This is a genomic window from Thermomonospora curvata DSM 43183 (assembly GCF_000024385.1).
GTDB classification, from domain to species: Bacteria; Actinomycetota; Actinomycetes; order Streptosporangiales; family Streptosporangiaceae; genus Thermomonospora; species Thermomonospora curvata.
This window is the reverse complement of the sequence record NC_013510.1, coordinates 2856667-2879753: the sequence shown is the minus strand read 5'-3', so window position 1 is coordinate 2879753 and position 23087 is coordinate 2856667. Positions and strand designations below refer to the sequence as shown.

The following is a 23087-nucleotide window of genomic DNA, read 5'->3' as shown; positions in this document are numbered from 1 at the left end:
CCGCAAAATAGAACCCTGTTCTAGTCGATGGGGTTCGGCGGCATGCGGTAGCCTGGCGGCACTATGCGAACCGCACGGCACCAGTGGTGGTGGCGCCGCTGAGGCGGCGCCGGTTCGCACGTGTCCGACAGCCAGCGACCGCCCCCCGTCCGGCGGTCGTTTCGCTTTTGCGGGCCGCCGGTGGCGGGGCCTTGGAGAATCCGGAGGGCCGCCACGGTGGAGACCGACGCGCGCCGAGCACAGACCACCGAGTACCTGACCGCCGGGGGAGTGCGGGTGCTCCGCACCGCCGTCCCCGTCGACTCCGAACGCAAATCCGACGCGCTGGCCGCCCTCGTCGCCTCGGTGGGGGAAAGACGCGGCGGCGTGCTCAGCTCCGGCATGGAGTATCCGGGGCGCTATAGCCGCTGGCACATGGCCTACGTCGACCCCTGCGTCGAACTGGTGGCCCGGGGCCGGCGGATCGCGGCGCGCGCCCTCAACGAACGCGGCCGGGTGGTGCTGCCGGCCATGGCCGCGGCGATGCGCCCCGCCGGCGAGGTCGTCGCCGACCGGCCCGGCGAGCTGATCGAGGTGTTCATCCCGCCCACCGAGGAGTTCTTCCCCGAAGAGGAACGCAGCCGCCAGCCCACCGTCTTCACCGCGCTGCGCGCCCTGATCGACCTGTTCCGCTGCCCCGACCCGCACCTGGGCTTCTACGGGGCCTTCGGCTACGACCTGTCGCTGCAGTTCGAGCCGCTGCGGCTCAACCACCCCCGCCCCGCCGACCAGCGGGACCTGGTGCTGCACCTGGCCGACGAGCTGATCGTGGTGGACCGCAAACGCGAGACCTCCCACCGCCTGTCGTATGAGTTCATCGTCGACGGCGCCAGTACCGAGGGCCTGCCGCGCGTCACCGAGCCCGCCCCGCCGCTGCCCGCGCCTAAGGAGCTGCCGCCGCAGCCGGTGCCCGGCGTCTACGCCCAGATGGTCCGCGAGGCCAAGCGCAAGTTCATCGCCGGCGACCTGTTCGAGGTCACCCCCGCCCACGCCATGTACGGCCGCTGCGACTCGCCGGTGGCCTTCTTCGAACGGCTCCGCGAGACCAACCCGGCCCCCTATGAGTTCCTGTTCAACCTCGGCGAGGGCGAGTTCCTGGTCGGGGCGTCCCCGGAGATGTTCGTCCGGGTGAGTGGCGACCGGGTGGAGACCTGCCCGATCGCCGGGACGATCCGGCGCGGCGCCGACGCCCTGGAGGACGCCGCCCAGATCCGCACCATCCTGTCCTCGGCCAAGGACGAGTCCGAGCTGACCATGTGCACCGATGTGGACCGCAACGACAAGGCCCGCATCTGCGTGCCCGGCAGCGTCAAGGTCCTCGGCCGCCGCCAGATCGAGCTGTACTCGCGGCTGATCCACACCGTCGACCACATCGAGGGCCGGCTGCGCCCCGGCTTCGACGCCCTGGACGCCTTCCTGACCCACATGTGGGCGGTCACCGTCACCGGCGCCCCCAAGACGTGGGCGATGCAGTTCATCGAGGACCACGAGGACGCCCCCCGCCGCTGGTACGGCGGCGCGGTCGGCTTCGTCGGCTTCGACGGCTCGATGAACACCGGCCTGACGCTGCGCACCGCCCAGATCCGCGACGGCGTCGCCACCGTCCGCGCCGGCGCCACCCTGCTGTACGACTCCGATCCCGAGGAAGAGGAGCGCGAGACCCACCTGAAGGCCAGCGCCCTGCTGCGCGCCCTGGCCGGCGAGGAGCCCCAGGCGCCCGAGACCGAGCAGGAGGCCGACCGTCCCGGCGAGGGCCTGAAGGTGGTCCTGGTCGACTTCGAGGACTCCTTCGTCAACACGCTGGCCGACTACTTCCGCCAGCAGGGCGCCGAGGTCGTCACGCTGCGCCACGGCTTCCCGCTGCACCTGCTGGACGAGCACGCACCCGACCTGGTCGTGCTGTCGCCCGGCCCCGGCCGCCCGGCCGATTTCGACACCGCCGCCCTGCTGGACGCCCTGGACGCCCGCAACCTGCCGGCCTTCGGCGTCTGCCTGGGCCTGCAGGCCATGGTCGAGCACGCCGGCGGCCAGCTGTCGCTGCTGCCCGAACCCGCCCACGGCAAGCCCGGCCAGGTGAAGGTGACCGGCGGCCAGCTGTTCGAAGGGCTGCCGGATGAGTTCACCGCGGCCCGCTACCACTCCCTGCACGCCACCGCCGACCAGGTGCACGGCTTCCAGGTGACCGCCATGACCGGCGATGTGGTCATGGCCATCGAGGACCCGGCCAAGCGCCGCTGGGCGGTGCAGTTCCACCCCGAGTCCATCCTCACCGCCCGCGACCGCGTCGGCCACCGCCTCATCGCCAACGTCCTGCGCCTGTGCCGGAAGTGACGTTCTCCCGGCGGCGTGCACCGAACGCGGCGCGATGCGGTTTCCGCTGGTCGGCGGGGGAGCCCGTTTGAGGCGGAAGACACCGGGCATGGCGGGGGCGCACCCCGAGGACGAGGAAAAGAGGAACCCCCGTGTACACCTTGCTCTGGCTGCTGGCCGTGGTCCTGGTGATCGCCGGTGTCTATGTCATCGTCGCCCGCCGGGACCTGCTATGGGGAATCGTGCTGATCGTGGTGGGGCTGCTGGTCGGCCCCGGCGGGGTGAGCGTTTTCGGTTGACGTCGCCGCTTCGGCGAAACAGGCGATGGCCCTTCCGCCCGCGTGCTCTTCACGCGGGCGGAAGGGCCGTTCCACTTACAGCGCGGTGATCTCCACGCGGGTGTCGTGGTAGACGGCGCCGCCGCCCATGTCGGAGTCGCGCTCATCGACCAGGACGTTGGGGTTGGCGCCGCCGGCGAGTTTCGGCCAATGCCCCTTCGTGGTGGCGGCCACCCCCGGGCGGACCGAATCGCTGACTTCTGCCACCGCCTCCAGGCTTCCCCGGTCGTTGAACACCCGCACCCGGCAGCCGGTCGTGATGCCCCGCGCGGCGGCGTCGCCCGGGTGCAGCACCACGCGCGGCTCGCCCGCCCGGCGCCGCAGCTCGGGGTTGTTGGCGAACACCGTGTTGAGGAAGTGGTGGGACGCCGAGGAGATCAGCGACAGCGGGTGGCGGCGGGCCCGCTCGGGGTCGGCGACCTCGAAGGGAGGGACGTAGCCGGGCAACGGGTCGAGCCCCGCCGCGGCGGCGCGCCGGGAGAAGAACTCGAATTTCCCCGAGGGAGTGGGAAAGCCCTCGGCGAACGGGACGAACGGGTCGGGCACCGACAGGCGCACGAAGCCCTCCTTGCGGAGGCGGTCCAACGTGATGCCCTCCAGGTACGGGTGGCCCGAGCTCAACGCCTGCTCGGCCAGTTCCTCATCCGAGGCGTACAGGCTCGGCTCCTCCAGTCCCAGATGCCGGGCCAGCCTGCGGAACGTCTCGGTGGTGGAGGCGCACTCGCCCGGCGGCGGCACGGCCGGCTCGTTCCAGGCCAGGTACAGGTGCCCGTAGCCGTTGTGCAGGTCGGCGTGCTCGTGCTGCATGGTGGCCGGCAGCACGATGTCGGCGTAGTCGACGGTGTCGGTGGGGAACTGCTCCAGCACCACGGTGAACAGGTCCTCGCGGGCCAGGCCCCGGCGGACCTTCGACTGGTGCGGGGCGCTGGCGGCCGGGTTGGCGGCGATCACGAACAATGCCTGCACGGGCGGGTCGTCCACCTCCAGCAGGGCCTCGCCGATCCGGGTCATGGACAGCTCGCGGGTGCGGGCGGGCCGCAGGTCGTCGCGGAACAGCGCGGCCCGGTCGATGGGGTAGTGGTCGTCGGTGGAGTACGACAGGCCGCCGCCCGGCAGCGCCCAGTCGCCGGTCACCGCCGGCAGGCAGGCCAGGGCGCGCAGCGCGGCGCCGCCCCCGCCGTGCCGCTGCAGGCCCATGGTGGCCCGGATGGCGGTCGGCCGGGTGCGGGCGATGCGCTCGCCCAAGGCGACGATGTCGGCCTCCGGCAGACCGGTGATGCGCGCCACCCGCTGCGGCGGGAACTGGGCGATGCGCTCGCGGAACTCCTCCCAGCCCAGGGTGCGGGCGGCCAGGTAGGCGCGGTCCTCGGCGCCCAGGCCGACGATGACGTTCATCAGCCCCAGCGCGAGCGCGGCGTCGGTGCCCGGCAGCGGCGCCAGGTGCAGGTCGGCCTGCCGGGCGGTGCGGGTGCGGATCGGGTCGATCGCCACCACGTATGCGCCGTTCTTGCGGGCGTCCTGGACGAACTTCCACAGGTGGTGGCCGCTGGTGAGGGGGTTGGTGCCCCACAGGATGATCAGCTTCGCGCGTGCCAGCGACTCCGGGTCGATGCCCGCCGAGGTGCCGGTGGTGTAGGTCAGCCCATGGGAGCCGGCGATCGAGCAGATCGAGTAGTGGTGGCGGGAGGCGCCCAGCACGTTGAACAGCCGCCGCCCGGCATGGCCGTTGCCGCCCTGGATCCAGCCGAGCGTGCCGGTGCCCCAGTACGGCCAGATCGCCTCACCGCCGTGCTCGTCGATGATCCGGCGCAGCCGGCCGGCGATCTCCTCCAGCGCCTCGTCCCAGCTGATCCGCGCGAAGCGGCCTTCGCCCTTGCGGCCGACGCGGCGCAGCGGGTGCAGGATCCGGTCGGGCGCCGCCGCCCGCTCCAGCCAGCGGTTGACCTTGGTGCACAGCGCCCCACGGGTGAAGGGGTGCTCGGGGTTGCCGCGCAGCCGCACCGCCCGGCCGTCTTCGACGGTGACCTCCCACGAACAGGTGTCGGGACAGTCCAGCGGGCAGGCCCCCAGTACCTTCAGCGGACCGGCCATGGACCCGGCTCCCGCCGTCGCTTCATGAGCGTCCTCATGGCACGGACGTTACCCGGCCCGGCTTGAAGACGGCTCTCCCTTTTGATCCGCCCTCTTGCGCCCGCACGCCGTCCCGTGCGGCTCAGTGCCTGGGAGGCGAGTCGCGTCCACCCCTTCTAATCATCGATAACTCTGTCGCGCAGAATGTTTGTGAACACTATCATCGAACACATCTCACGTGATCGATTGGGGCGTGGAGTGCTTTCATGAACAAGATCATCGCTATCGCTGTGGCGGTCCTGGCTGCCTTCGTCCTGTCCGGGTGCGAGGGCGCCGACCCGGTGGCCGTCCAGCCCGCAGAGCCCGGCAAGGGCGGCAAGAGCGGCGGCAAGGACGTCCCGGTGAAGCTCGCCGCCAAGCGGACCGCCTTCAAGCCGACCCTGCTGCACGACGGCAGCCCGTTCACGTGCGTGAAGGTGACCGTCACCAACCAGACCACCAAGCAGCTGGAGGTCAACCCGCTCTACTTCTCGCTGACGGACAGCACGGGCATCAAGCACGCCACGGCCGACGCCCTGGGGGTGGCCGAGGGGCAGATTGACACGACCACCCTGGCGCCCAAGGAGAAGGCCGTCGGGACCGTGTGCGCGAAGGGCAAGTTCAGGCCGAAGGTGGTGGCGTTCACCAACCCGCTGTTTTCGGAGGTCGCGCGGGCCGAGGTCGCCTGAGCCGCTCCCGGCCGCCGCTGCACGGAGGACCCCGCTCGCCGGCTCTCACCCACCGGCCGGCGGGCGGCGCCGTCTCCGGAGCCGGTCGATGCCCCGCACCGGGTCGGAGATGGGAGAGGGAGAAGAGTGCTTTACGGTTAGGCTGGTGAAGAGTGTCGAACCTGAAGTATTCCTGATCGCCAAGCCCGAGCTGGACTACGGCGAGGTCGCCCGCTACCTCAAGGACGTGGGCGGGGAGAGCTGGCTGGAACGGCTGGACCGGGGCGAGCTGGACGGCGAGCTCAACGACCCGCAGAACCTGGCGGAGTTCGCCGGGCGGTTGTGCTACCGCTCCTGGGAGCCGGGGCTGAACCCCAACGTCACCCGCGTCCGCACCGACCAGACCGAGTACCTGCAGAACATCCTGCGCAGCATGCACGGCTCGGTGCTGGAGCACCTGAGCTTCAGCTTCGTGCTGCACAACGTCAGCCGGGTCGCCACCCACGAGCTGGTGCGGCACCGGCCGGGCGTGGCGATCTCCCAGGAGTCGCTGCGGTTCGTCCGCCTGACCGACATCCCCTTCTGGTTCCCCGAGTGGGCGCGCCAGGACGCCGAGCTGATGGAACGGGCCACGGCCCTGCTGGAGCAGATGGAGCAGTTCCAGCGCTGGATGGCCGACCACTTCGGCCTCGACGAAGAAGGCGTGCCGTTCAAGGAGAAGAAGCACAAGACCTCCTTCATGCGCCGTTTCGCACCCGAGGGCGTGGCCACCGGCCTGGTGTGGACGGCCAACGTGCGCACCCTGCGGCACACCATCGAGACCCGCACCGCCCCCGGCGCCGAGGAGGAGATCCGGCTGATCTTCGGCAAGATCGGCGAGCTGATGCGGCGGGAGGCGCCGGCCCTCTTCGGCGACTACACCGTCGAGGACGGCGCCTGGATACCGCGCTGGCGCAAGGTCTGAAAAGCCGCTACCCGACCTCTGCGCGCAGCACCCGGTAGCAGCCGATCAGCAGCGGCACCAGCAGCCACACCGCCTCCGAGACCGCCAAGCGCGCCCACATCTCGGCGGTGAGCTGCACCCCGGGCTGCAGCAGCGGCTCGGTGGTGCGGTTGAGGTCCAGCCATCCGGCCGCCTTCTCCAGCGCCGAGACGGTCTCGCCCAGGATCGTCCAGACGGTCGGCAGCAGGAACAGCAGCACGATCGCCAGCGGCGAGTTCAAAAAGACCATCCCGAACGCCACGCCGCCCAGCATGCCGAGCACCGCGAACAGCAGCGCGGTGCCCAGCAGCTGCGGCGGCAGGCCCCAGCCGGCGTCGGTGCGGTCCAGCGCGGCCGCCGCCGCCCGTCCCGCCCAGGCGACGAGCGCGGCGGCGGCCAGGCACACCGCCGCCAGCACCGCACCGGCGGCCAGCTTGGCGGCGATCACCCGGCGGCGGTCGGGGACGAGCACGAACGTGGTCAGCGCGGTGCGCTGCGACCACTCGCCGGTCACCGACAGCACCCCGACGACCGGCAGCAGCAGGGACACCCCCGAGATCGCGGCGCTGAACAGCTCCGGCATGGTCAGCTCGGCGCGGGGCACGGCCACCAGCACCACGACCACCAGCGCCACGCCGATCAGCGCGACGAACGCCAGCAGCCAGCGGCCCGCCCGGGTATCGGTCATCTTGCGCAGCTCCACCAGCGTCAGGCGGGCCAGGGACGGGGCGGCGGGACGGTTCACTGCGGCGGTCATCGCGGCTCCTCCTGCGGCGCGGCGGTCAGGGACAGGTACAGCTCCTCCAGAGCGCCGCCGCCGGCGGGGCGCAGCTCCAGCAGCACCACACCGGCCTTGGCCGCGGCCCGGCCGACCGCCTCGGCGTCCGCGGCGACGGTGAAGGCGCCGTCGCCGCAGTGCCGAGCGCTCAGCCCCGCCTCGGCCAGCGCCGTCTCCAGCTCCGCGGAGTTCAGGGCGCGCACGAACGTGGCGGCGGAGGCGGTCAGCAGCTCCCGGCCGCCTTGGGCGACGATCCGGCCGCCGGCGATCACCACGAACCGGTCGGCGACCGCCTCCACCTCGCGCAGCAGGTGCGACGACAGCAGCACCGTCCCGCCCCGGTCGGCGAAGTCGCGCAGCATGGTGCGCATCCAGTGGATGCCCTCCGGGTCCAGCCCGTTGGCCGGCTCGTCCAAGATCAACACGCGGGGGTCGCCCAGCAGCGCCTGGGCGATGCCCAGCCGCTGCCGCATGCCCAGCGAGTAACCGCCGACCCGGCGGCGCGCGGCGGCCGGCGGCAGCCCGACCCGCTGCAGCATCTGAGCGGCCCGTGCGGCGTCCACGCCCAGGGTCCGCGCGGTCAGCTCCAGCGTCTCCCGGCCGGTGCGGCCGGAGTGCTGGGCGGAGGCGTCCAGCAGCACCCCCACGTGCCGGCCGGGGTTGGGGATGCGCCGGTAGGGGACGCCCAGCACGGTGGCCGACCCGGAGGTGGGCGGGGTCAGCCCGCAGATCATCCGCATCGTGGTGGACTTGCCGGCGCCGTTGGGGCCGAGGAAGCCGGTGACGGTGCCCGGTTCGCAGCGAAAGGACACCCCCTGCACGGCGACCGCGTCCCCGTACCGCTTGGTGAGGTCGGTGACTTCGATCATGCGCCCCAGGCTGGCGGCACGGCGGCGGGCCGCGCAGCGGCCGGTGGTCGACGCCGCGGCGACTCCGGTCGAACCCCGCGGCGACCGAGGTTCGCCGCAAGGGCCGTCTCAGGTCTGGGCGGGCGGCTCGTCCTCCAAGGCGGCGTCGTGCACCAGCAGCGCCACCTGCACCCGGTTGTTGAGGTCCAGTTTGGTCAGCACCCGCGACACATACGCCTTCACGGTCGCCACGCTCATCGACAGCTCCCGGCCGATCTCGCCGTTGGAGCGGCCCTGGCCGATCAGCAGGGCCACCGCCCGCTCGCCCGGGCTGAGCCGCTGCAGCGCGGCGCGGGCGCGTTCGCGGCGCGGGTCGGGCGGGGCGGCGGCCAGGTCGCCGACGTAGTTCATCAGGCGGCGCAGCACCGAGGGGGAGATGATCGGCTCCCCGGCCGCCACCTGCCGGATGGCCTGCACGATCTGCGGCGGCGGGGTGTGCTTGAGCAGGAAGCCGCACGCTCCGACGCGCATCGCCCGCAGGATGTGCTCGTCGGTGTCGAAGGTCGTCATGATGATGACCTCCGGCGGATCGCGGCGGGCGCGCAGCCGTTCGGTGGCCGTCAGGCCGTCCATGCGCGGCATGCGGATGTCCATCAGCACCACGTCGGGACGCAGCTCGCCCGCGGCCGCCAGCGCCTCGGCGCCGTCGGCGGCCTCGCCGACGATCTGCAGGTCCTCGGCCCCGGCCAGCATCATCGACAGGCCCAGCCGGACCAGCGCGTCGTCATCGACGATCAAAATCCGGATCGGAGCGCTCATGGCGCAGGCCACGGTAGCCAGGCGTGCAGCCGGAAGTCGCCGTCGGGGGTGTCGCCGTGCTCCAGGCGCCCGCCGACGAGCCCGACGCGTTCGCGCAGCCCGATCAGGCCGGCCCCGGCGCCGGGCAGGGCGGGCACGGCGGTCCCCACCGGCAGCGGGTTGGTCACCTCGACCGTCACCCCCTCGCCGGGCACCGCCGCGACCTTCACCCGTACGTGCGCGCCCGGGGCGTGCTTGCCGGCGTTGGTCAGCCCTTCCTGGACGATCCGGTAGGCGTGCCGCCCGATCCGGTCCGGGACCGCCGGCCGGGCGGGGACCTGTTCTTCCAGCGTGATGCGCATGCCGGCCTGCCGGGACTGCTCGATCAGCTCCGGCAGGTCGGTGAGGGTGGGCTGGGGCCGGTCGGCGCCGGCCTCGGCGCCCCCGCGGAGCATCCTGATCACCTCGCGCAGCTCCTCCAGCGCCTCATGGGCGCACTCCCGGATCACCTGGGCGGCTCGCTGCTCGGCCTCCGGAAGGTTGCCCCGGTACTCCAGCGCCCCGGCGTGCAGGGCCAGCAGCGAGATCCGGTGCGCCAGCACATCGTGCATCTCCCGGGCCAGCCGTTCCCGCTCGTGGTGGCGGGCCTCCTCGATGCGCAGCCGCTGCCCTTCCTCGGCCTGCCGGGCGCGTTCCTGGGCGGCCAGCACCAGCTGCCGCTGGGAGCGGATCAGCATGCCCAAGGCGATCAGCGCGACGTACAGCAGGGCCAGGACGGTCACGCCCTCCCAGTAGTCGCGTTCGGTGCCCGGCTCCAGCCGCCACAGCAGGCTCACCACCGTCAGGTGCAGGGCGGTCAGCGCCACCGTGATCCGCCAGGGCCGGTGGATCGCCAGGTTGAACAGCGCCATGGCGGTGAAGCCCAGCCCGCCGGCCGACATGATCCCGCCCGCCTGGAAGATCACCGCCAGCGCGACCGGCCTGCGCCGCCGCAGCCACAGCGTCAACGCGGCGCACAATACGGCGATGGCCGCCTCATAGCCGAGCGGCGGCACGTCCACCTGGTCGGGGTCGGTGCGGATGGCGACCACGAAGAAGGCGCCCACCAGCGTCGCCAGGCCGAGGTAGCACAGGTCGGTGCTCCATTCCCGGAGCGATCGTCGCGGCACGGACTCCACCGTAGGGCCGGTTCCGGCCATGGGCATCATCCACCGGTCGGCGGCGGCATCGACTTTGGTCTATCTCCGGGGGCCGCGGGCGTCTGGGGGAGAGCCGATGGGATGTCCCGGGCCGCTCGCCGGGAGGCGAGGGCGAGCCGGACGGTTCCCGCGGCCGGCCGTGAGCGGCGTCGCGTCCTCGTGACGCCGGGCGGGCGCCGCATGCGTCTCTCCGCCCAAAAGAGATCTACGTTGTAAAGGCGTTGGCCCGCTCGTCACCCCACGGGTAATCACCTGCGCGAACGCGCCGGTTGGTGAGGGCGGCCGGAATGCGGCAGAGCGCCCGTAATAGACACCTGCACCGAGATCGTTCCCCGGGACGAGGAGCGCGCGGTGCAGCACCGGCGAGGCAGGACAGGGTGCTGCCGCCCGTCGAGCGGGTGCGGCCCGGGCTGTGGTCCTTCCCGGCGTTGCCGCGGGGGTGCGGCTGCGCACGGTGTGGACGCCGGGGCACTCGCCGGGCCACCTCTGCTTCCTGGACCTCGACCGCGCCCTGCTGCGGTCGGGGGACCATGTGCTGCCGCGGATCACCCCGGTCATCTCCGTCCACCCCCAGCAGCGCCACGACCCCCTGGAGAAGGTGCGGGCGCTGCCGGTGGAGGAGGTGCTGCCGGCGCACGAGTACCGTTTCGCCGGCCTGGCCGACCGGGGCGATGCGATGGTCGCCCACCACGCCGGCCGGCTGGAGGAGATCGCCCGGCAGGTGGAGCAGGCCGGCGCGGCGGGCGTCACCGCCTGGGCGCCGGCGCGCCGGCTGACCTGGTCGCGCCCTTGGGAGCAGATCCGGCCGTTCATGCGCCGCTCGGCGCTGCTGGAGACGCTCGCCCACCCGGCGGCGGGTCGCCGCCACGGCGGAACGGCCCGTCAGATGGCGGGCTGTCGAGCGGTGACCCGCTGCTCGACAAACCTTGCCGCGGCGACCTGCGGCTCGGCCTCCTCAGGCTCATCGTGGTGGATCCGCTCCGGCGGCACGCCCCGGTCGCGCAGCACGCCGACCGTGCGGGCGACCATCGCGGCGGGGCCGCTCACATAGACGTCGGTGTCGGGGCCGAGGGGCTCGTCGAGCCGGTCGAGCACGTCGGCCGCCGTGCCCTGCAGCCCGTCGAAGGAGGGATCGTCGGAGACCGCCACGGTGACCCGCAGCCCGGCGCAGCCGGCCTCCAGCGCCCGCAGCTGCGGCAGGGCGTACAGGTCGACGGTGGTCCGCACGCCCCACACCAGGTGGACCCGGCGCCCCGGCTCGGTGGCGGCGACCTGCTCGGCCAGCGCCTTGAGCGGGGCCAGCCCGGTGCCGCCGGCCACCAGCAGCAGATCGCCGCCGGAGGCGGCCTGCAGGGTCAGGCCGCCCATCGCCGGGCCGAGCGTCAGCCGGTCGCCGACCTTGGTGTAGCGGACCAGGGCGCCGCTCACCCAGCCGCCGGGCACCGCCCGCACATGCAGGGTCAAGGCGCCGTCCGGGCGAGGCGCGTTGGCCACCGAATAGCGCCGCCACACCCGCGGCCAGCGCGCGGTCTGCACCGAGATGTGCTGCCCGGCGACATGGCGCAGCGGCTGGTCGGGGCGGATGGTCAGCACCGCCAGGTCGTGGCCGTAGCGTTCGTGGCCGACCACCTCGCCGACCCACCAGGGCGGCGAGTGCTCGGCCTCGGCCTCGGCCGCGTCGATCATCGTCGCCGCGGCGGCGGAGAACGCCGCGGTCCAGGCCGCCTCCATGCGCGGTGTCCACCACGGCCCGCCGAACTTGCGCAAGGTGGCGATCAGCGCCGTGCCGACGGCGGCGTAGTGCTCGGGCCGGATGCCCAGCTTGCGGTGGTCCCGGCCCAGGTCGCGCAGGTAGCCGGTGAGGGAGTCGGGGTCTTCCAGGCTCCAGACGATCCGGGTCAGCGCCCGCAGCATCCGGTCGCGCTGGCGGTCCATCGCGGGCGGAAACAGCGTCCGCAGCTGCGGATGCTCGGCGAACAGCCGGCCGTAGAAATACGCCGACGCCTTATCGGCCTCTGGCGCCATTAGTGCGAAACTCTCTTTGATGATCCGGGAGTCGGACGACATGAGCCAAGCACGCCCCCTGGAGGTTTCCGTGATTTTCCGGTGAGTCGGCATGCGGAGCAGCGTGATCGGCCCGCATGGGCACGGCATGTCCGGCTTGCTGAGAGTCTCGCACCTTCCGTATGCACGCTCAACCGATTCGCGTTGAAAATTGCAATCGAATCGTCGTCTGCGCCGGTTGAAGTCGCCGATTTATTAGATCTCTTTCATGGATACCGGTTGGTATATTCGCCGAATATTCCGCAGTGGAAGTCACCGATCGTGACCATTCGCCGGGACCACGGCGGGGCTGGGCTTTTCTCGTGTGCGGCCCGGTGGGCAAGGGGGCGGCCGAGTAGTTCCCGAGGTCGAGAATCCCCAGGTCACGGTGCTGTCCTCGGTCGCGGCGCCCCGCCTGCGAGCGGCGGGGCGGCACACTGGAAAGGCCGGGCGTGTACGTTCGGTGGTCACGGCGAGAGGTCGGCGGCGGGCCCGCCCGCATCGCGGTGCAGAGATTTTCACCCGCCGGTGCATCTATCGTCGGACCCGCCCGACGATCGTCCGCGGCAGGGCGCCGTGCATGCCGGAATCGGGCATCGTGCATCATGGTGACCGCCAGGGGAGAAGGGCGACGAAAACTGTACGATGACCATCTTTCCGGCGTGCCGATCCGCGGGCCCGGCCGCACCCCGCCCCCGGCGGGCGCGGACGGCGGGCCGGAAAGATCCGTTGGGCGAACCGGAGGCCTGGAGCACCAGGAGCGTTCACGAGCAAAGGAGAGTCCCCCATGACCGAGGGCAGGACCGGAACCGGCGAAACACTGGGGCGGACTCCGCCGATCATCGGCGTGACGGCTTACGAGGAACCGGCCCGGTGGGGGGAGTGGGTGCGCGAGGCCGCCCTGCTGCCGTCCTCTTACCTGCGGTCGATCGAACGCGCCGGCGGAGTGCCGGTGCTGATCCCGCCGCAGGAGACGCTGCGCGGCCTGGCCACGCTGATGCGGCAGCTGGACGGCCTGGTGCTGGCCGGGGGATCTGACCTGGACCCGGCGCTGTACGGGGCGCAGCGGCACCCGAAGACCGGCTCCGCGCACCCCCGGCGGGACCGTTTCGAGCTGGCCCTCGCCCGCGCCGCCATAGAGGCGGACCTGCCGTTCCTGGGCATCTGCCGGGGCCTGCAGGTGCTCAACGTGGCCCGGGGCGGCACCCTCATCCAGCACCTGCCGGAGGCGGTCGGCCACCACGAGCACCGCCCCGCCCCGGGCAAGATCGGCACCCACCGGGTGCGGATCGACCCGGCCAGCCGGCTGGGCAAGATCCTCGGTGAGACGGCCGACGTGCCCACCTACCACCACCAGGCGGCCCAGCGGCTGGGCAGCGGGCTGGTCGCGGTGGCCTGGACCTCCGATCAGGTGGTGGAGGCGGTCGAACTGCCCGAGCACCGGTTTGGACTGGCGGTGCAGTGGCATCCCGAAGACGGAGATGACCTTCGTCTGTTCGAGAGCCTGGTGGCCGAGGCCGCCGGGCGCTGACCCCCGGGAGGCCGATTGAGCCCGCATCCGCAGATCGTCAAGTTCCGGGAACTGCTGGCCCTGTGCGGGCAGATGGTCGGAGACGACCTCAGCGTGGAGAATCTGCGGCGGGCCGGCCGGCACGGCCTGGGAACGGGGCCGACCGGTCCCGCGCTGCCGGAGGTGCGCGACCTGCACGTCGCCGGGCCCGGGGGACCGATCCCGGTGCGCCTGTACCGGGCCGTGCCGCGCGCTGCGGGAGCGCTGCCGACCCTGGTGTACCTGCACGGCGGCGGCTGGGTGATCGGCGGGATCGAGGATGTGGACGCCCTGTGCCGGGAACTGGCGGCCGGGATCGGCTGCGCGGTGGTCAACGTCGGCTACCGGCTGGCGCCCGAGCACCCCTTCCCGGCCGCCACCGAGGACGCCTGGGCGGTGCTGGCCGACGTGGCCGCCGACCCGGGCCGCTATGGCGCCGACCCGGCGGCGCTGGCGGTCGCCGGGGAGAGCGCCGGGGGCAACCTCGCCGCGGTGACCGCCCTGCGGGCCCGCGACGAGGGCCTGCGCCTGGCCCACCAGCTGCTGGTCTACCCCGTCACCGACACCGCCATGGACACCCCCAGCTGGGAGCGGTACGGGACGGGCCTGGGCCTGGACGCGGCGGCGATGGCCGCGTTCATGGAGATGTACCGGGCCGGCGCCGACCCCGCCGACCCCCGCCTGGCCCCGCTGCGCGCCCCGGACCTGTCCGGCCTGGCGCCCGCCACGGTGATCACCGCCGAGTGCGACATCCTGCGCGATGAGGCCGAGGCCTACGCCCGCCGGATGGCCGAGGCCGGCGTGCCGGTCGAGCTGCACCGCTACCCCGGGATGATCCACTCCTTCTTCCTGCTCCCGGAGATCTTCGAGGCCGGGGCGCAGGCCCGCGCGCTGGCGGTGCGGCGGCTGCGGGAGGCGTTCACGGCGGTGCGGCGGCCCGGCCGGGTGTGACGGGCCCGCCCGCCGCCGTCAGCGAAAGCGCCGGCGCAGCAGATCCAGCCCCGGCCCCAGCACCGCGCGGTCGAAGGTGGCGGTCATGGCGCGCTCGTCGGCGGCGTCGGCGGTGAACTCCGCCTGCCACTCCACGAACGCCTGCCCGGTGTCGGTGACCGGCGCCACCCGGATCGTGGCGCGGCAGTCGCGCACCGGCAGCGGGCATTCGAGGATGTCGTAGGCGCAGCAGCGGGCCTCGTCGTCCAGCAGGGTCAGCCGTTCGCGGAAGGTGCTGCCCACGCCGATGAGCCGGCGCACCGAGCCCACCCGGTCCGCCGGCCCGTCGTCCTCGATGGCGCAGGTGGTGATGCCCGGCCGCCACTGCGCCAGGTTGCCGCTGTCGCGCACGTAGGCCCACACCTCGTCGGCGGGCGCGTCGATCACGGCGCTGGCGTAAGACCTGGGCATGGCGATCTCCTCGGCGTCCGGTGAAGCGGGTCCGACGCCCCCATGATCCGCCGGGAGTGTGATATGGGCAACACCCCGCTATCGGGCATGCCCGGTCAGTACGACTTGGGCAGCCCCAGCTCGTGCTGGGCGATGTGGGCCAGCACCAGCTCCTCGGCCACCGGGATGTTCTTGGCGATCCGGGCGTCCCGGAAGAAGCGGGCCACCGGGTACTCCAGCGAGTAGGCCATGCCGCCGTGGACCTGGAAGGCGCGGTCGGCGGCCTGCCAGGCGGCGTCGGCCGCGGTCAGCTTGGCGATGTTGGCCTCCGCGCCGCAGGGGCGGTGCCGGTCCCACAGCCAGGCGGCCTTGTAGGTCATCAGCCGGGCCAGCTCCACCTGGGCCTTGATGCGGGCCAGCGGGAAGGCCACCGCCTGGTTGGCGCCGATCGGCTTGCCGAAGGGGGCGCGCTCGCGGGCGTAGTCGCAGGCGATCTTCAACGTCAGCTCCGCCGAGCCCACGCCGCCGGCCGCCGCCAGGATCCGCTCGGGGTTGAGGATGTCCCACAGCACCGCAAAGCCCTGGTCGACCTCGCCGAGCACCCGGTCGGCGGGCACCCGCACATCGTCCAGGAACACCATGTTGGAGGCGACCGTGTTGGTGCCCAGCTTGGGGATCGGCTGGTAGGTCAGCGTCCCGGCGGCCACCGCCTCCTTGATGTCCACCAGCAGCACGGTGAACCCGCTGGTCCGCGGCCTGGCCTCGGCGGCCGGGATGGTGCGGGTCACCAGCACCATGTAGTCGGCGCGCTCCACCCCCGAGATCCAGATCTTCTGGCCGCGCACCAGGAAGTGGTCGCCGTCGCGCACGGCGTGGGTGGAGATGTTGATGGAGTTGCTGCCGGCGTCCGGCTCGGTGATGGCGAAGCAGGTCTCCAGCTCACCGGCGGCGATCTTGGGCAGGAACTCCCGGCGCTGGGCCTCGGTGCCGTGGCGGGCGATGGTCAGCCCGCCGAAGGCCGGGGTGAGCAGGTACATGAAGGTGGCCGCGCCGCCGGCGCCGCCGGCCGCCAGGTTCTCCAGGGCCACCGCCAGCTCCAGCAGGCCCTGCCCGGCGCCGCCGTACTCCTCGGGGATGGCCAGCGCCGTCCAGCCGCCCTTGACCAGTTCCTGCCAGACCTCCTCGGGCCAGCGCTTCTCGGCGTCGCACCGGTCCCAGTACTCCTGGTCGTATCGCTCCGCGATGGCGCGCACTCCCTCGCGCACCGCGTTCGCGCTCTCCGGCAGGTCGAAGTCCACCGCGCCTCCTCACCTTCGTCGGTCCGCAGCACACGGTACCAACTCCAGTAAGGGATTACTGACGCACCTTGGGGGGCGGGCACGGCTCGCCCAGGTAGCGGGCGACCATCCGGGCGATCTGCCGGGCCACCTGCTCGGGCGGGTCGGCCGGCAGCAGCATGTGGCTCATCGTCAGCCGGATCGCCGCGTCCGCCACCTCCGCCAGCGCCCGCCGGTCCAGCTGCGGCCACTGCGCGGCCACATGCTCGATCAGGCGCGTGCGGGCGCCGAACAGCACCGGCTCGGCCTGGGTGGTCATCAGCGGCAGCAGCTCCTCGCCGCCGGCGCCGGTCAGGACCGCCTTGGAGACCGGGTCGTCGGCCGACATCTCCAGGGTGTAGGCGACCGCCGCGGCCACCGCCTCATACAGGTCGTCGTGCCGGCGGAACACCTGGTCGATGCCGTCCAGGTACTGCTCGTTGCGGCGGATCATCAGGGCCTGCGCCAGCCCCCACTTGTCGCCGAACTCGTTGTAGACCGTCTGCCTGCTGACCCCCACCGCGTCGGCCACGTCCTGCATGCGGACGCCCCGGTAGCCGCGCAGGGGGAGCAGCTCGGCGAACGCGTCCAGCAGCGCATCGCGCAGGGAACGCTGGCCGGTGGTCATGTCTGCCTCGCCTCCGTCCGCCCTTGCTCGCCGGCATTACCTTATGCGGTCGCCGCTGCGCACCGGCGGGCGGCCGCCCGCCGCCGGGCGGGCCGCCACGGGCACCGCAGCCCCGGCCGGCGGGCGGGAGCGGACCAGCCGGTCGATGAGCTCCTCCCAGCGGGCGCCGATCACCGGCAGCCGGTAGGCCTCGGCCGAGCGGCGGGCGTTCTCGCCCATCCGGCGCCGCAGCGCCGCGTCGGAGACGATCTCATCGAGCGCGGCGGCCAGGGCGGCCACGTCCCGCGGCGGCACCAGCAGCCCGTCGTGGCCGTGGCGGATCAGCTCGGCCGGGCCGGTGGGGCAGTCGAAGGCCACCACCGGCAGCCCTTTGCTCATCGCCTCCAGCACCACCATCGGCATGCCCTCGAACCGGGAGGAGAGCACATACACCGACGCCTTGGCCATCTCCGCCCCCAGGTCACCGGTCGGGCCGCACAGCTCGACCACCTCTTCCAGGCCATGGCGGGCGATCAGCCTGCCGAGCCTGCGGCGCTCCCGGCCCGACCCGAAGATGCGCAGCCGCCAGTCCGGGTGGGCCGCGGCCACCTGCGCGTACGCCTTGATCAGCAGGTCGTAGCCCTTTTGCGGCACCAGCCGTCCGGCGGTGATGATCACTTTGCGGTCCGGGTCGGCCATGCCGCCGTTCAGCGGCGGGACCGCGTTGGGCACCCGCACCACGCGCGGCCCGCGCTCGCCCAGCAGCTCCCTAAAGCCGCGCACCGAGGCGTGCGTGAGCACGGCCAGCAGGTCCAGCCGGGGATAGGAGCGGGCGATCCCCGCGCGCAGCCACGGCCGGTAGGCGGTCAGGTTCATGTGGTCCTGCCCGATCGCGGCCACCGAGCGCGGGGCGACCTCGGCGATCAGCATGTTGTGCACCGGCTTGGTGCCGATCAGCACGTCGGTGCGGCCCCTCAGCAGCGCGCGGGCCAGCCGCAGGTCCGTCAGCAGCGAGACCCCGGGGGCGGTCACGTCGCGGGGCGGGGTGAGCGCGCTGGGCAGCCGCGCCAGCAGCCGGCCCAGCGGCCCGGGCCGGACGGTCTGGTCGTCGACGTCGACGATGCGCACCCCCGGCGGGACGGCGAAGAACGGCTCCCGCCGCTTGCGGATCACGCTGAGCACCTCGACGTCGTAGCGGTGGGCCAGATGCCCCGCCAGGTTCAAGGCCGTGCGGATCGTGCCGCCCATCCCGTAGGCGTGCTGCAGCAGGATGCGCACCCGCACCCGCTCCCCGTGCCGCTCGCCGTGCCACCGGGCCGCCACCGCGAAGGCCAGCCGCAGCAACAGCAGCGCCAGCCGCCGCGGTATCCGGTGGATCCGCCCGGCCACTCGGCGCCCCGCCCGCCTGATCGATCGTCCGCGCACTTCGTTCCCCCGTCGTTCCCCCGTCAAGCGCGCTCGTCAGCCGCCCCAGGCGGGGGATATGCCCCCCGATCACCCGGAATATCGCCCGGCCTCTTTGTGGAGGACGCCCGGACCTGCGGGGTTGTTGCCTGCCGAAGGGCCCAGATCGCGTGATCAAATGGCCAGATCGGGACATAACGGGACGCTCGGGTGTGTTCATCGGGGGCTGTTACCGGCATGTGTCGTCCGGGTGACATGCCGATTTCGTGAACACGCCTGACGGAAAGCGGCTTACGAGAGATGCTTGCCCGCAGGGGGTGAGGGGGAGAGGCTAAAGCCGCGCCAGGCCGCTCGGCGAACGGCTGGCGGAACGGCGTTCGGGTAGGAGGCCCGAGATGGCGAACACGGCCGAGATCCTGCGGGTGAAGACGCACCGGGTCGGCTTGTGGACGGTGCTGGAACTGACCGGCGAACTGGATCTGGCCGGGCTCCCCGCCCTCCGGCGGCGGGTGGACGAGGCGTGCGCCGCGCCGGGCCCGCCCCGCCTGGTGATCGACATGGCCGCGGTGACCTTCATGGACTCCTGCGGGCTGGGCGGGCTGGTGCGCTGCTGGAAACGGGTCGGCGAACGCCAGGGCCGCTTCATCTTGGTCGGGCTGCGACCGCAGGTGGCCAGGGTGCTGGACATCACCGGGATGCGCCGTGCCTTCGAAAGCTACGGCAGCCTGGAGGAGTTCACCCGCTCCTGAACGCGGCCGGAGCCGGCGGCCCGGCACCGCCGCGCGGCGCGACGGCACGCCCTCCTCCACGGCCCCGCCTGAACCGGCGAACCTTTTCGCCATGCCGTTTCCGTGGCCCGGGACGGGAATGCCGCACCCGGGGGCGAGGCGGTGACCTGCAGGGCGCCACCGGGCTCGGTGCCCTCCGGCTTCTCGGCTCCCGCAGGGAAAAGCAGGCACCGGGAAAGTTCGGCGACCGATTTCGCGCAACTCGTCCAGAATGCGGTTCGCTTGTCGCTGTGTGCGAAAAGGGCGCTGACCAGGACGCATACCGGCAGTGAGGAACCGCTGTGACCGCGCGTTTCCGCTGAGCGGAAAGACGACGGCCGCGTGCGTCCCGTCCGGCGGCAGGATCGTGGAGAATCCCGGACGAGGAGGGCGCGATGCGGACCGAGCGGACTCAGGTGGCGATCGTGGGCGCGGGCCCGGCCGGCCTGCTGCTGTCGCACTTGCTGCACCGGCGCGGGATCACCTCGGTGGTCCTGGAGATCCGTTCCCGCGACTACGTGGAAAAACGCGTGCGGGCGGGCGTGCTGGAACAAGGCACGGTCGACACCCTCATCGAAGCGGGCGTGGGGGAGCGGCTGCAACGCGAAGGAATGCCGCACCATGGCATCGAACTGCGCTATGGAGGACAAGGGCACCGCATCGCCTTCGAAAAGCTGGTGCCCGGCCGCTGCATCACCGTCTACGGGCAGCAGGAAGTCGTCAAAGACCTCATCGCCGCACGGCTGGCCGACGCGGGCCGCATCGAGTTCGAAGTCTCCGACGTGGCCGTGCACGATGTGGACTCCCCCGCCCCGTCGGTCACCTACACCGACTCCCACGGCCGGGACGTCCGCCTGGAGTGCGACGTGATCGCCGGCTGCGACGGCTTCCACGGGGTGACCCGGCGGTCCATCCCCGAGGGGGTGCTGACCGTCTACGAACGCGACTATCCCTTCGCCTGGCTGGGCGTCCTGGCGCGCGTGGCGCCCTCCTCGCAGGAGCTGATCTACTCCCGCACCGAGCGCGGTTTCGCGCTGCACAGCATGCGCACCCCCCAGATCAGCCGCTTCTACCTGCAGGTCGCCCCGGACGAGACGCTGGAGGCCTGGCCGGACGAGCGGATCTGGGCGGAGCTGAAGGCCCGGCTGGAGACCGTCGAGGGCTTCACCCTGCAGACCGGCCCGATCCTGGAAAAGGGCATCACCCCGATGCGCAGCTTCGTGGTCGAGCCCATGCAGTACGGGCGGCTGTACCTGGCCGGGGACGCCGCCCACATCGTGCCGCCCACCGGGGCCAAGGGCCTCAATCTGGCCGTGGCCGACGTGCGCGTGCTGACCAACGCGCTGGTGAGCTGGTACCGCACCGGGTCGACCGAGCTGCTGGAGCGCTATTCGGCCGATTGCCTGAAGCGGGTCTGGCGGGCCCAGCATTTCTCCTGGTGGATGACCACGCTGCTGCACACCTTCGACAGCGACGACGCCTTCGGCCGCCGGCTGCAGCTGTCCCACCTGGACTACGTCACCGGCTCGGAGGCGGCGGCCACCACCCTCGCCGAGAACTACGTCGGCCTGCCCTTCGAAAGCGCGCTGTATGACTGACGGGCTGCTGTCGCCGGTCCGGGCGGGCAGCGGGGCCGAGGCGGCCACCGGGGATGAGGCCTGGCTGCGGGCGCTGCTGGACGCCGAGATCGCCCTGGCCCGCGCCCAGGCCCGCCTGGGCCTGATCCCCGCCGACGCCCCCGCGGCCGTCGCCCGCGCCGCCGGGCGCATCACCGACGCCGGCCGGCTGGCGGTGCAGGCCCGCCGGTCCGGCAACCCGGTGGTGCCGATCGCCGCCGAGCTGCGCGCGGCCACCCCCCACGCCCACCACGGGGCCACCAGCCAGGACATCGCCGACACCGCCGCGATGCTGGTGGCCTCCCGCACCCGCGCGCTCATCCTGCGGGACCTGGACCGCACCTGCGCGGCGCTGGCCGGGCTGGCCGAACGCCACCGCGACACCCCCATGGCCGGACGCACCCTGGGCCGGCCGGCGCTGCCGGTCACCTTCGGGCTCAAGGCCGCCGGCTGGCTGCTGGGCTGCCTGCAGGCGCGGCGCCGCCTGGCACAGGTGCGCCTGCCGGTGCAGCTCGGCGGCGCCGCCGGGACGATGTCCGGCTATGGGGAGCGCGCCGTGGAGCTGCTGCCGCTGTATGCCGCCGAGACCGGCCTGGACGAACCCGTGCTGCCCTGGCACACCGTCCGCACCCCGGTGGTGGAGCTGGGCGCGGCGCTGGCGCAGACCGCCGGGGCGCTCGGCAAGTTCGCCACCGATGTGATGCTGCTGTCCCAGGAGGAGGTGGGAGAGGTCGCCGAGCCCGCCGCCCCCGGCCGGGGCGGCTCGTCGGCCATGCCGCACAAGCGCAACCCCGTGCTGTCCACGCTGATCCGCTCGGCCGCCCTGCAGGTGCCCGCCCAGGTCGCGGTGCTGCTGACCGCGCAGGGCGGCGCCGCCCACGAACGGCCCGCCGGGGAGTGGCACGCCGAGTGGCAGCCGCTGCGCGAATGCCTGCGGCTGACCGGCGGGGCCGCCGAGACGGCCGCCGAGCTGGCCGCCGGCCTGCAGGTCTTTCCCGACCGGATGCGGCAGGCCCTGGACCGGCTGGTGCAGACCCTGCGCGCACACGGCTCGGGCACCGGCCTCGGCTCCGCCCAGGCCCTGGTGGACCGGGCACTGGCGCACTACCGGACGTCCGGGGCATAGGGCGGCATGTCCTCGGCGCGGCGTTCTGCGGCACGGCGGCCCTTGGGCGTGGCCGGCAAGGTCATGGCGATCCTGGAGGCGTTCGCCGACGTCCCCGGCGGCCCCGGGGGCGGCGGGCTCACCCTGACCGAGATCTGCCGCCGCACCGGGCTGCCGCTGGCCACCGGGCACCGGCTGGTCGGCGAGCTGACCGCCGGCGGTTTCCTGGAACGCGGCTCCGACGGCGCCTACCGGATCGGGATCCGGCTGTGGCGCATCGCCGCCCAGACCCCGGCCGCCGCCGCCCTGCGCGAGCTGGCCCTGCCCTACCTGGAGGACCTGTATGAGGTCACCCGGGAGAACGTCCAGCTCGCCGTGCTGCGCGAGGGCCGGGCGCTGTATTTGGAGCGGCTGCGCGGGCCGCGCTCGGTGCCGATCCTCACCCGCGTGGGCGCCGAGCTGCCGCTGCACGCCACCGGGGTCGGCAAGGTGCTGCTGGCCTTCGCCGCCGAGCCGGTGCAGCGGGAGGTCATCGAGGCCGGGCTGACCGCCTGCACCCCCTACACCATCACCGACCCCGACCGGCTGCGCAGGGAGCTGGCCGAGGTGCGCCGCCAGGGCTATGCGGTGACCCGCGAGGAGATGACGCTGGGCTCCTGCTCGGTGGCCGCGCCGGTCCGCGACGGGCGGCAGCGGGTGATCGCGGCGATCTCGCTGGTGGCCCGCAGCGGCACCGCCGACCCGCGCCGCCTGGCGCCCACCGTGCTGACCGCGGCCCGCGCCCTGTCCCGCGACGTGGCCGCCTCCTGGGTCGCGCTGCCCGAGTGAGGGGAGGAGGGCGAAGTCAGCCCCAGCCCTCCTGGGCGGTCTCTGCGACTGGGCGGAGCTTGGCGGTCTGCTCCCGGAGGGTCAGCGCATCGCCGCCTTCCACCGTGGAGGAGAATCCGCATTGCGGGGACAGGCACGGCTGCTCGATCGGCACGTGGCCGGAGGCCTCCTCGATGCGGCGTTTGAGGCGGTCCTTGCTCTCCAGCGCGCGCCGCTTGGCGGTGACCAGCCCCAGCACCACCGTCTTGCCCTTGGGCACGAACCGCAGCGGCTCGAACCCGCCGGAGCGCTCATCGTCGTACTCCAGAAGAAGCCGTCCACCGCCGGCTCGTTGAACAACGCCTCGGCGACGAAGTCGCAGCCGCCCTCGGCCATCCAGGAGGAGCGGAAGTCGTCCCGGCAC

At 72.8% G+C, this 23087-nt stretch carries 21 protein-coding genes and 1 pseudogene; 11 read left to right on the top strand and 11 right to left on the bottom strand.

The window, feature by feature from the left end:
• The first annotated feature begins 216 nt into the window (after window positions 1-216).
• Together TCUR_RS12245 and TCUR_RS27055 are read left to right on the top strand one after the other, a co-directional pair.
• Window positions 217-2370, top strand: coding sequence for an anthranilate synthase component I (locus tag TCUR_RS12245; protein ID WP_012852821.1), 2154 nt, complete (start codon window positions 217-219; stop codon window positions 2368-2370).
• 131 nt (window positions 2371-2501) lie between these two features.
• On the top strand, window positions 2502-2648 hold the full coding sequence (locus TCUR_RS27055) for a GPGG-motif small membrane protein (protein WP_012852820.1): 147 nt from the start codon (window positions 2502-2504) through the stop codon (window positions 2646-2648).
• A 75-nt stretch (window positions 2649-2723) separates the two neighbouring features.
• Here the strand turns inward: TCUR_RS27055 and TCUR_RS12240 are convergent, their stop codons facing one another.
• Window positions 2724-4778 carry a molybdopterin-containing oxidoreductase family protein gene (locus TCUR_RS12240; protein WP_012852819.1) on the bottom strand — a complete coding sequence of 685 codons (2055 nt, stop codon included), beginning with the start codon at window positions 4776-4778 and terminating at the stop codon, window positions 2724-2726.
• Window positions 4779-5023: 245 nt separating this feature from the next.
• Here TCUR_RS12240 and TCUR_RS12235 point away from each other — a divergent pair, with 245 nt between their 5' ends.
• Window positions 5024-5485, top strand: a complete 462-nt coding sequence (locus TCUR_RS12235) for a DUF4352 domain-containing protein (protein WP_012852818.1) — start codon at window positions 5024-5026, stop codon at window positions 5483-5485.
• Between the two features lie 145 nt (window positions 5486-5630).
• The gene (gene thyX / locus TCUR_RS12230) at window positions 5631-6428 is read left to right on the top strand and encodes an FAD-dependent thymidylate synthase (RefSeq protein WP_041439594.1); all 798 of its coding nucleotides are present in this window, start codon (window positions 5631-5633) and stop codon (window positions 6426-6428) included.
• Window positions 6429-6435: 7 nt separating this feature from the next.
• Here thyX and TCUR_RS12225 read toward each other — a convergent pair whose 3' ends face one another.
• The 4 genes from TCUR_RS12225 to TCUR_RS12210 all read right to left on the bottom strand — a co-directional run bounded on the left by TCUR_RS12225 (window position 6436) and on the right by TCUR_RS12210 (window position 10039).
• Window positions 6436-7203, bottom strand: a complete 768-nt coding sequence (locus tag TCUR_RS12225) for a hypothetical protein (protein ID WP_012852816.1) — start codon at window positions 7201-7203, stop codon at window positions 6436-6438.
• Window positions 7200-8093, bottom strand: a complete 894-nt coding sequence (locus tag TCUR_RS12220) for an ABC transporter ATP-binding protein (RefSeq protein ID WP_012852815.1) — start codon at window positions 8091-8093, stop codon at window positions 7200-7202. The genes TCUR_RS12225 and TCUR_RS12220 overlap by 4 nt, the downstream gene beginning before the upstream one ends.
• Window positions 8094-8201: 108 nt before the next feature.
• On the bottom strand, window positions 8202-8891 hold the full coding sequence (locus TCUR_RS12215) for a response regulator (RefSeq protein WP_012852814.1): 690 nt from the start codon (window positions 8889-8891) through the stop codon (window positions 8202-8204).
• Window positions 8888-10039: a sensor histidine kinase gene (locus TCUR_RS12210; RefSeq protein ID WP_169313019.1), complete on the bottom strand. Its 1152-nt coding sequence runs from the start codon at window positions 10037-10039 to the stop codon at window positions 8888-8890. The genes TCUR_RS12215 and TCUR_RS12210 overlap by 4 nt, the downstream gene beginning before the upstream one ends.
• 442 nt (window positions 10040-10481) lie before the next feature.
• Here TCUR_RS12210 and TCUR_RS27975 point away from each other — a divergent pair.
• A pseudogene (locus TCUR_RS27975) lies at window positions 10482-10694 on the top strand (MBL fold metallo-hydrolase); the annotation flags it as partial.
• 257 nt (window positions 10695-10951) lie between these two features.
• Here TCUR_RS27975 and TCUR_RS12205 read toward each other — a convergent pair.
• The gene (locus TCUR_RS12205; RefSeq protein WP_245536853.1) at window positions 10952-12094 is read right to left on the bottom strand and encodes a globin domain-containing protein; all 1143 of its coding nucleotides are present in this window, start codon (window positions 12092-12094) and stop codon (window positions 10952-10954) included.
• An 805-nt stretch (window positions 12095-12899) separates the two neighbouring features.
• Here TCUR_RS12205 and TCUR_RS12200 point away from each other — a divergent pair.
• Window positions 12900-13643, top strand: a complete 744-nt coding sequence (locus TCUR_RS12200) for a gamma-glutamyl-gamma-aminobutyrate hydrolase family protein (protein ID WP_012852811.1) — start codon at window positions 12900-12902, stop codon at window positions 13641-13643.
• 15 nt (window positions 13644-13658) lie between these two features.
• Window positions 13659-14612, top strand: coding sequence for an alpha/beta hydrolase (locus TCUR_RS12195; RefSeq protein ID WP_012852810.1), 954 nt, complete (start codon window positions 13659-13661; stop codon window positions 14610-14612).
• Window positions 14613-14630: 18 nt separating this feature from the next.
• Here TCUR_RS12195 and TCUR_RS12190 read toward each other — a convergent pair whose 3' ends face one another.
• The 4 genes from TCUR_RS12190 to TCUR_RS12175 form a co-directional block, all read right to left on the bottom strand.
• Complete coding sequence (locus tag TCUR_RS12190) at window positions 14631-15062, bottom strand: SRPBCC family protein (RefSeq protein WP_012852809.1); 432 nt, start codon at window positions 15060-15062, stop codon at window positions 14631-14633.
• Between the two features lie 95 nt (window positions 15063-15157).
• On the bottom strand, window positions 15158-16339 hold the full coding sequence (locus TCUR_RS12185) for an acyl-CoA dehydrogenase family protein (protein WP_012852808.1): 1182 nt from the start codon (window positions 16337-16339) through the stop codon (window positions 15158-15160).
• 55 nt (window positions 16340-16394) lie between these two features.
• Entirely contained in the window at window positions 16395-16985 is a 591-nt protein-coding gene (locus TCUR_RS12180) for a TetR/AcrR family transcriptional regulator (RefSeq protein ID WP_012852807.1), read from the bottom strand.
• Window positions 16986-17021: 36 nt separating this feature from the next.
• Entirely contained in the window at window positions 17022-18353 is a 1332-nt protein-coding gene (locus TCUR_RS12175; RefSeq protein WP_012852806.1) for a glycosyltransferase family 4 protein, read from the bottom strand.
• 410 nt (window positions 18354-18763) lie between these two features.
• On the opposite strand from TCUR_RS12175, the gene TCUR_RS12170 reads away from it, so the two are divergent.
• The 4 genes from TCUR_RS12170 (at window position 18764) to TCUR_RS12155 (ending at window position 22684) form a co-directional block, all read left to right on the top strand.
• Window positions 18764-19117, top strand: coding sequence for an STAS domain-containing protein (locus tag TCUR_RS12170; RefSeq protein WP_012852805.1), 354 nt, complete (start codon window positions 18764-18766; stop codon window positions 19115-19117).
• Window positions 19118-19530: 413 nt separating this feature from the next.
• Complete coding sequence (gene pobA / locus TCUR_RS12165) at window positions 19531-20733, top strand: 4-hydroxybenzoate 3-monooxygenase (RefSeq protein ID WP_012852804.1); 1203 nt, start codon at window positions 19531-19533, stop codon at window positions 20731-20733.
• Complete coding sequence (locus TCUR_RS12160; protein WP_012852803.1) at window positions 20726-21877, top strand: lyase family protein; 1152 nt, start codon at window positions 20726-20728, stop codon at window positions 21875-21877. The genes pobA and TCUR_RS12160 overlap by 8 nt, the downstream gene beginning before the upstream one ends.
• 48 nt (window positions 21878-21925) lie before the next feature.
• Window positions 21926-22684, top strand: coding sequence for an IclR family transcriptional regulator (locus TCUR_RS12155; RefSeq protein WP_245536852.1), 759 nt, complete (start codon window positions 21926-21928; stop codon window positions 22682-22684).
• Window positions 22685-22700: 16 nt separating this feature from the next.
• Here the strand turns inward: TCUR_RS12155 and TCUR_RS27535 are convergent, their stop codons facing one another.
• Window positions 22701-22943: a uroporphyrinogen decarboxylase/cobalamine-independent methonine synthase family protein gene (locus TCUR_RS27535; RefSeq protein WP_052305495.1), complete on the bottom strand. Its 243-nt coding sequence runs from the start codon at window positions 22941-22943 to the stop codon at window positions 22701-22703.
• Window positions 22944-23087: the final 144 nt, after the last annotated feature.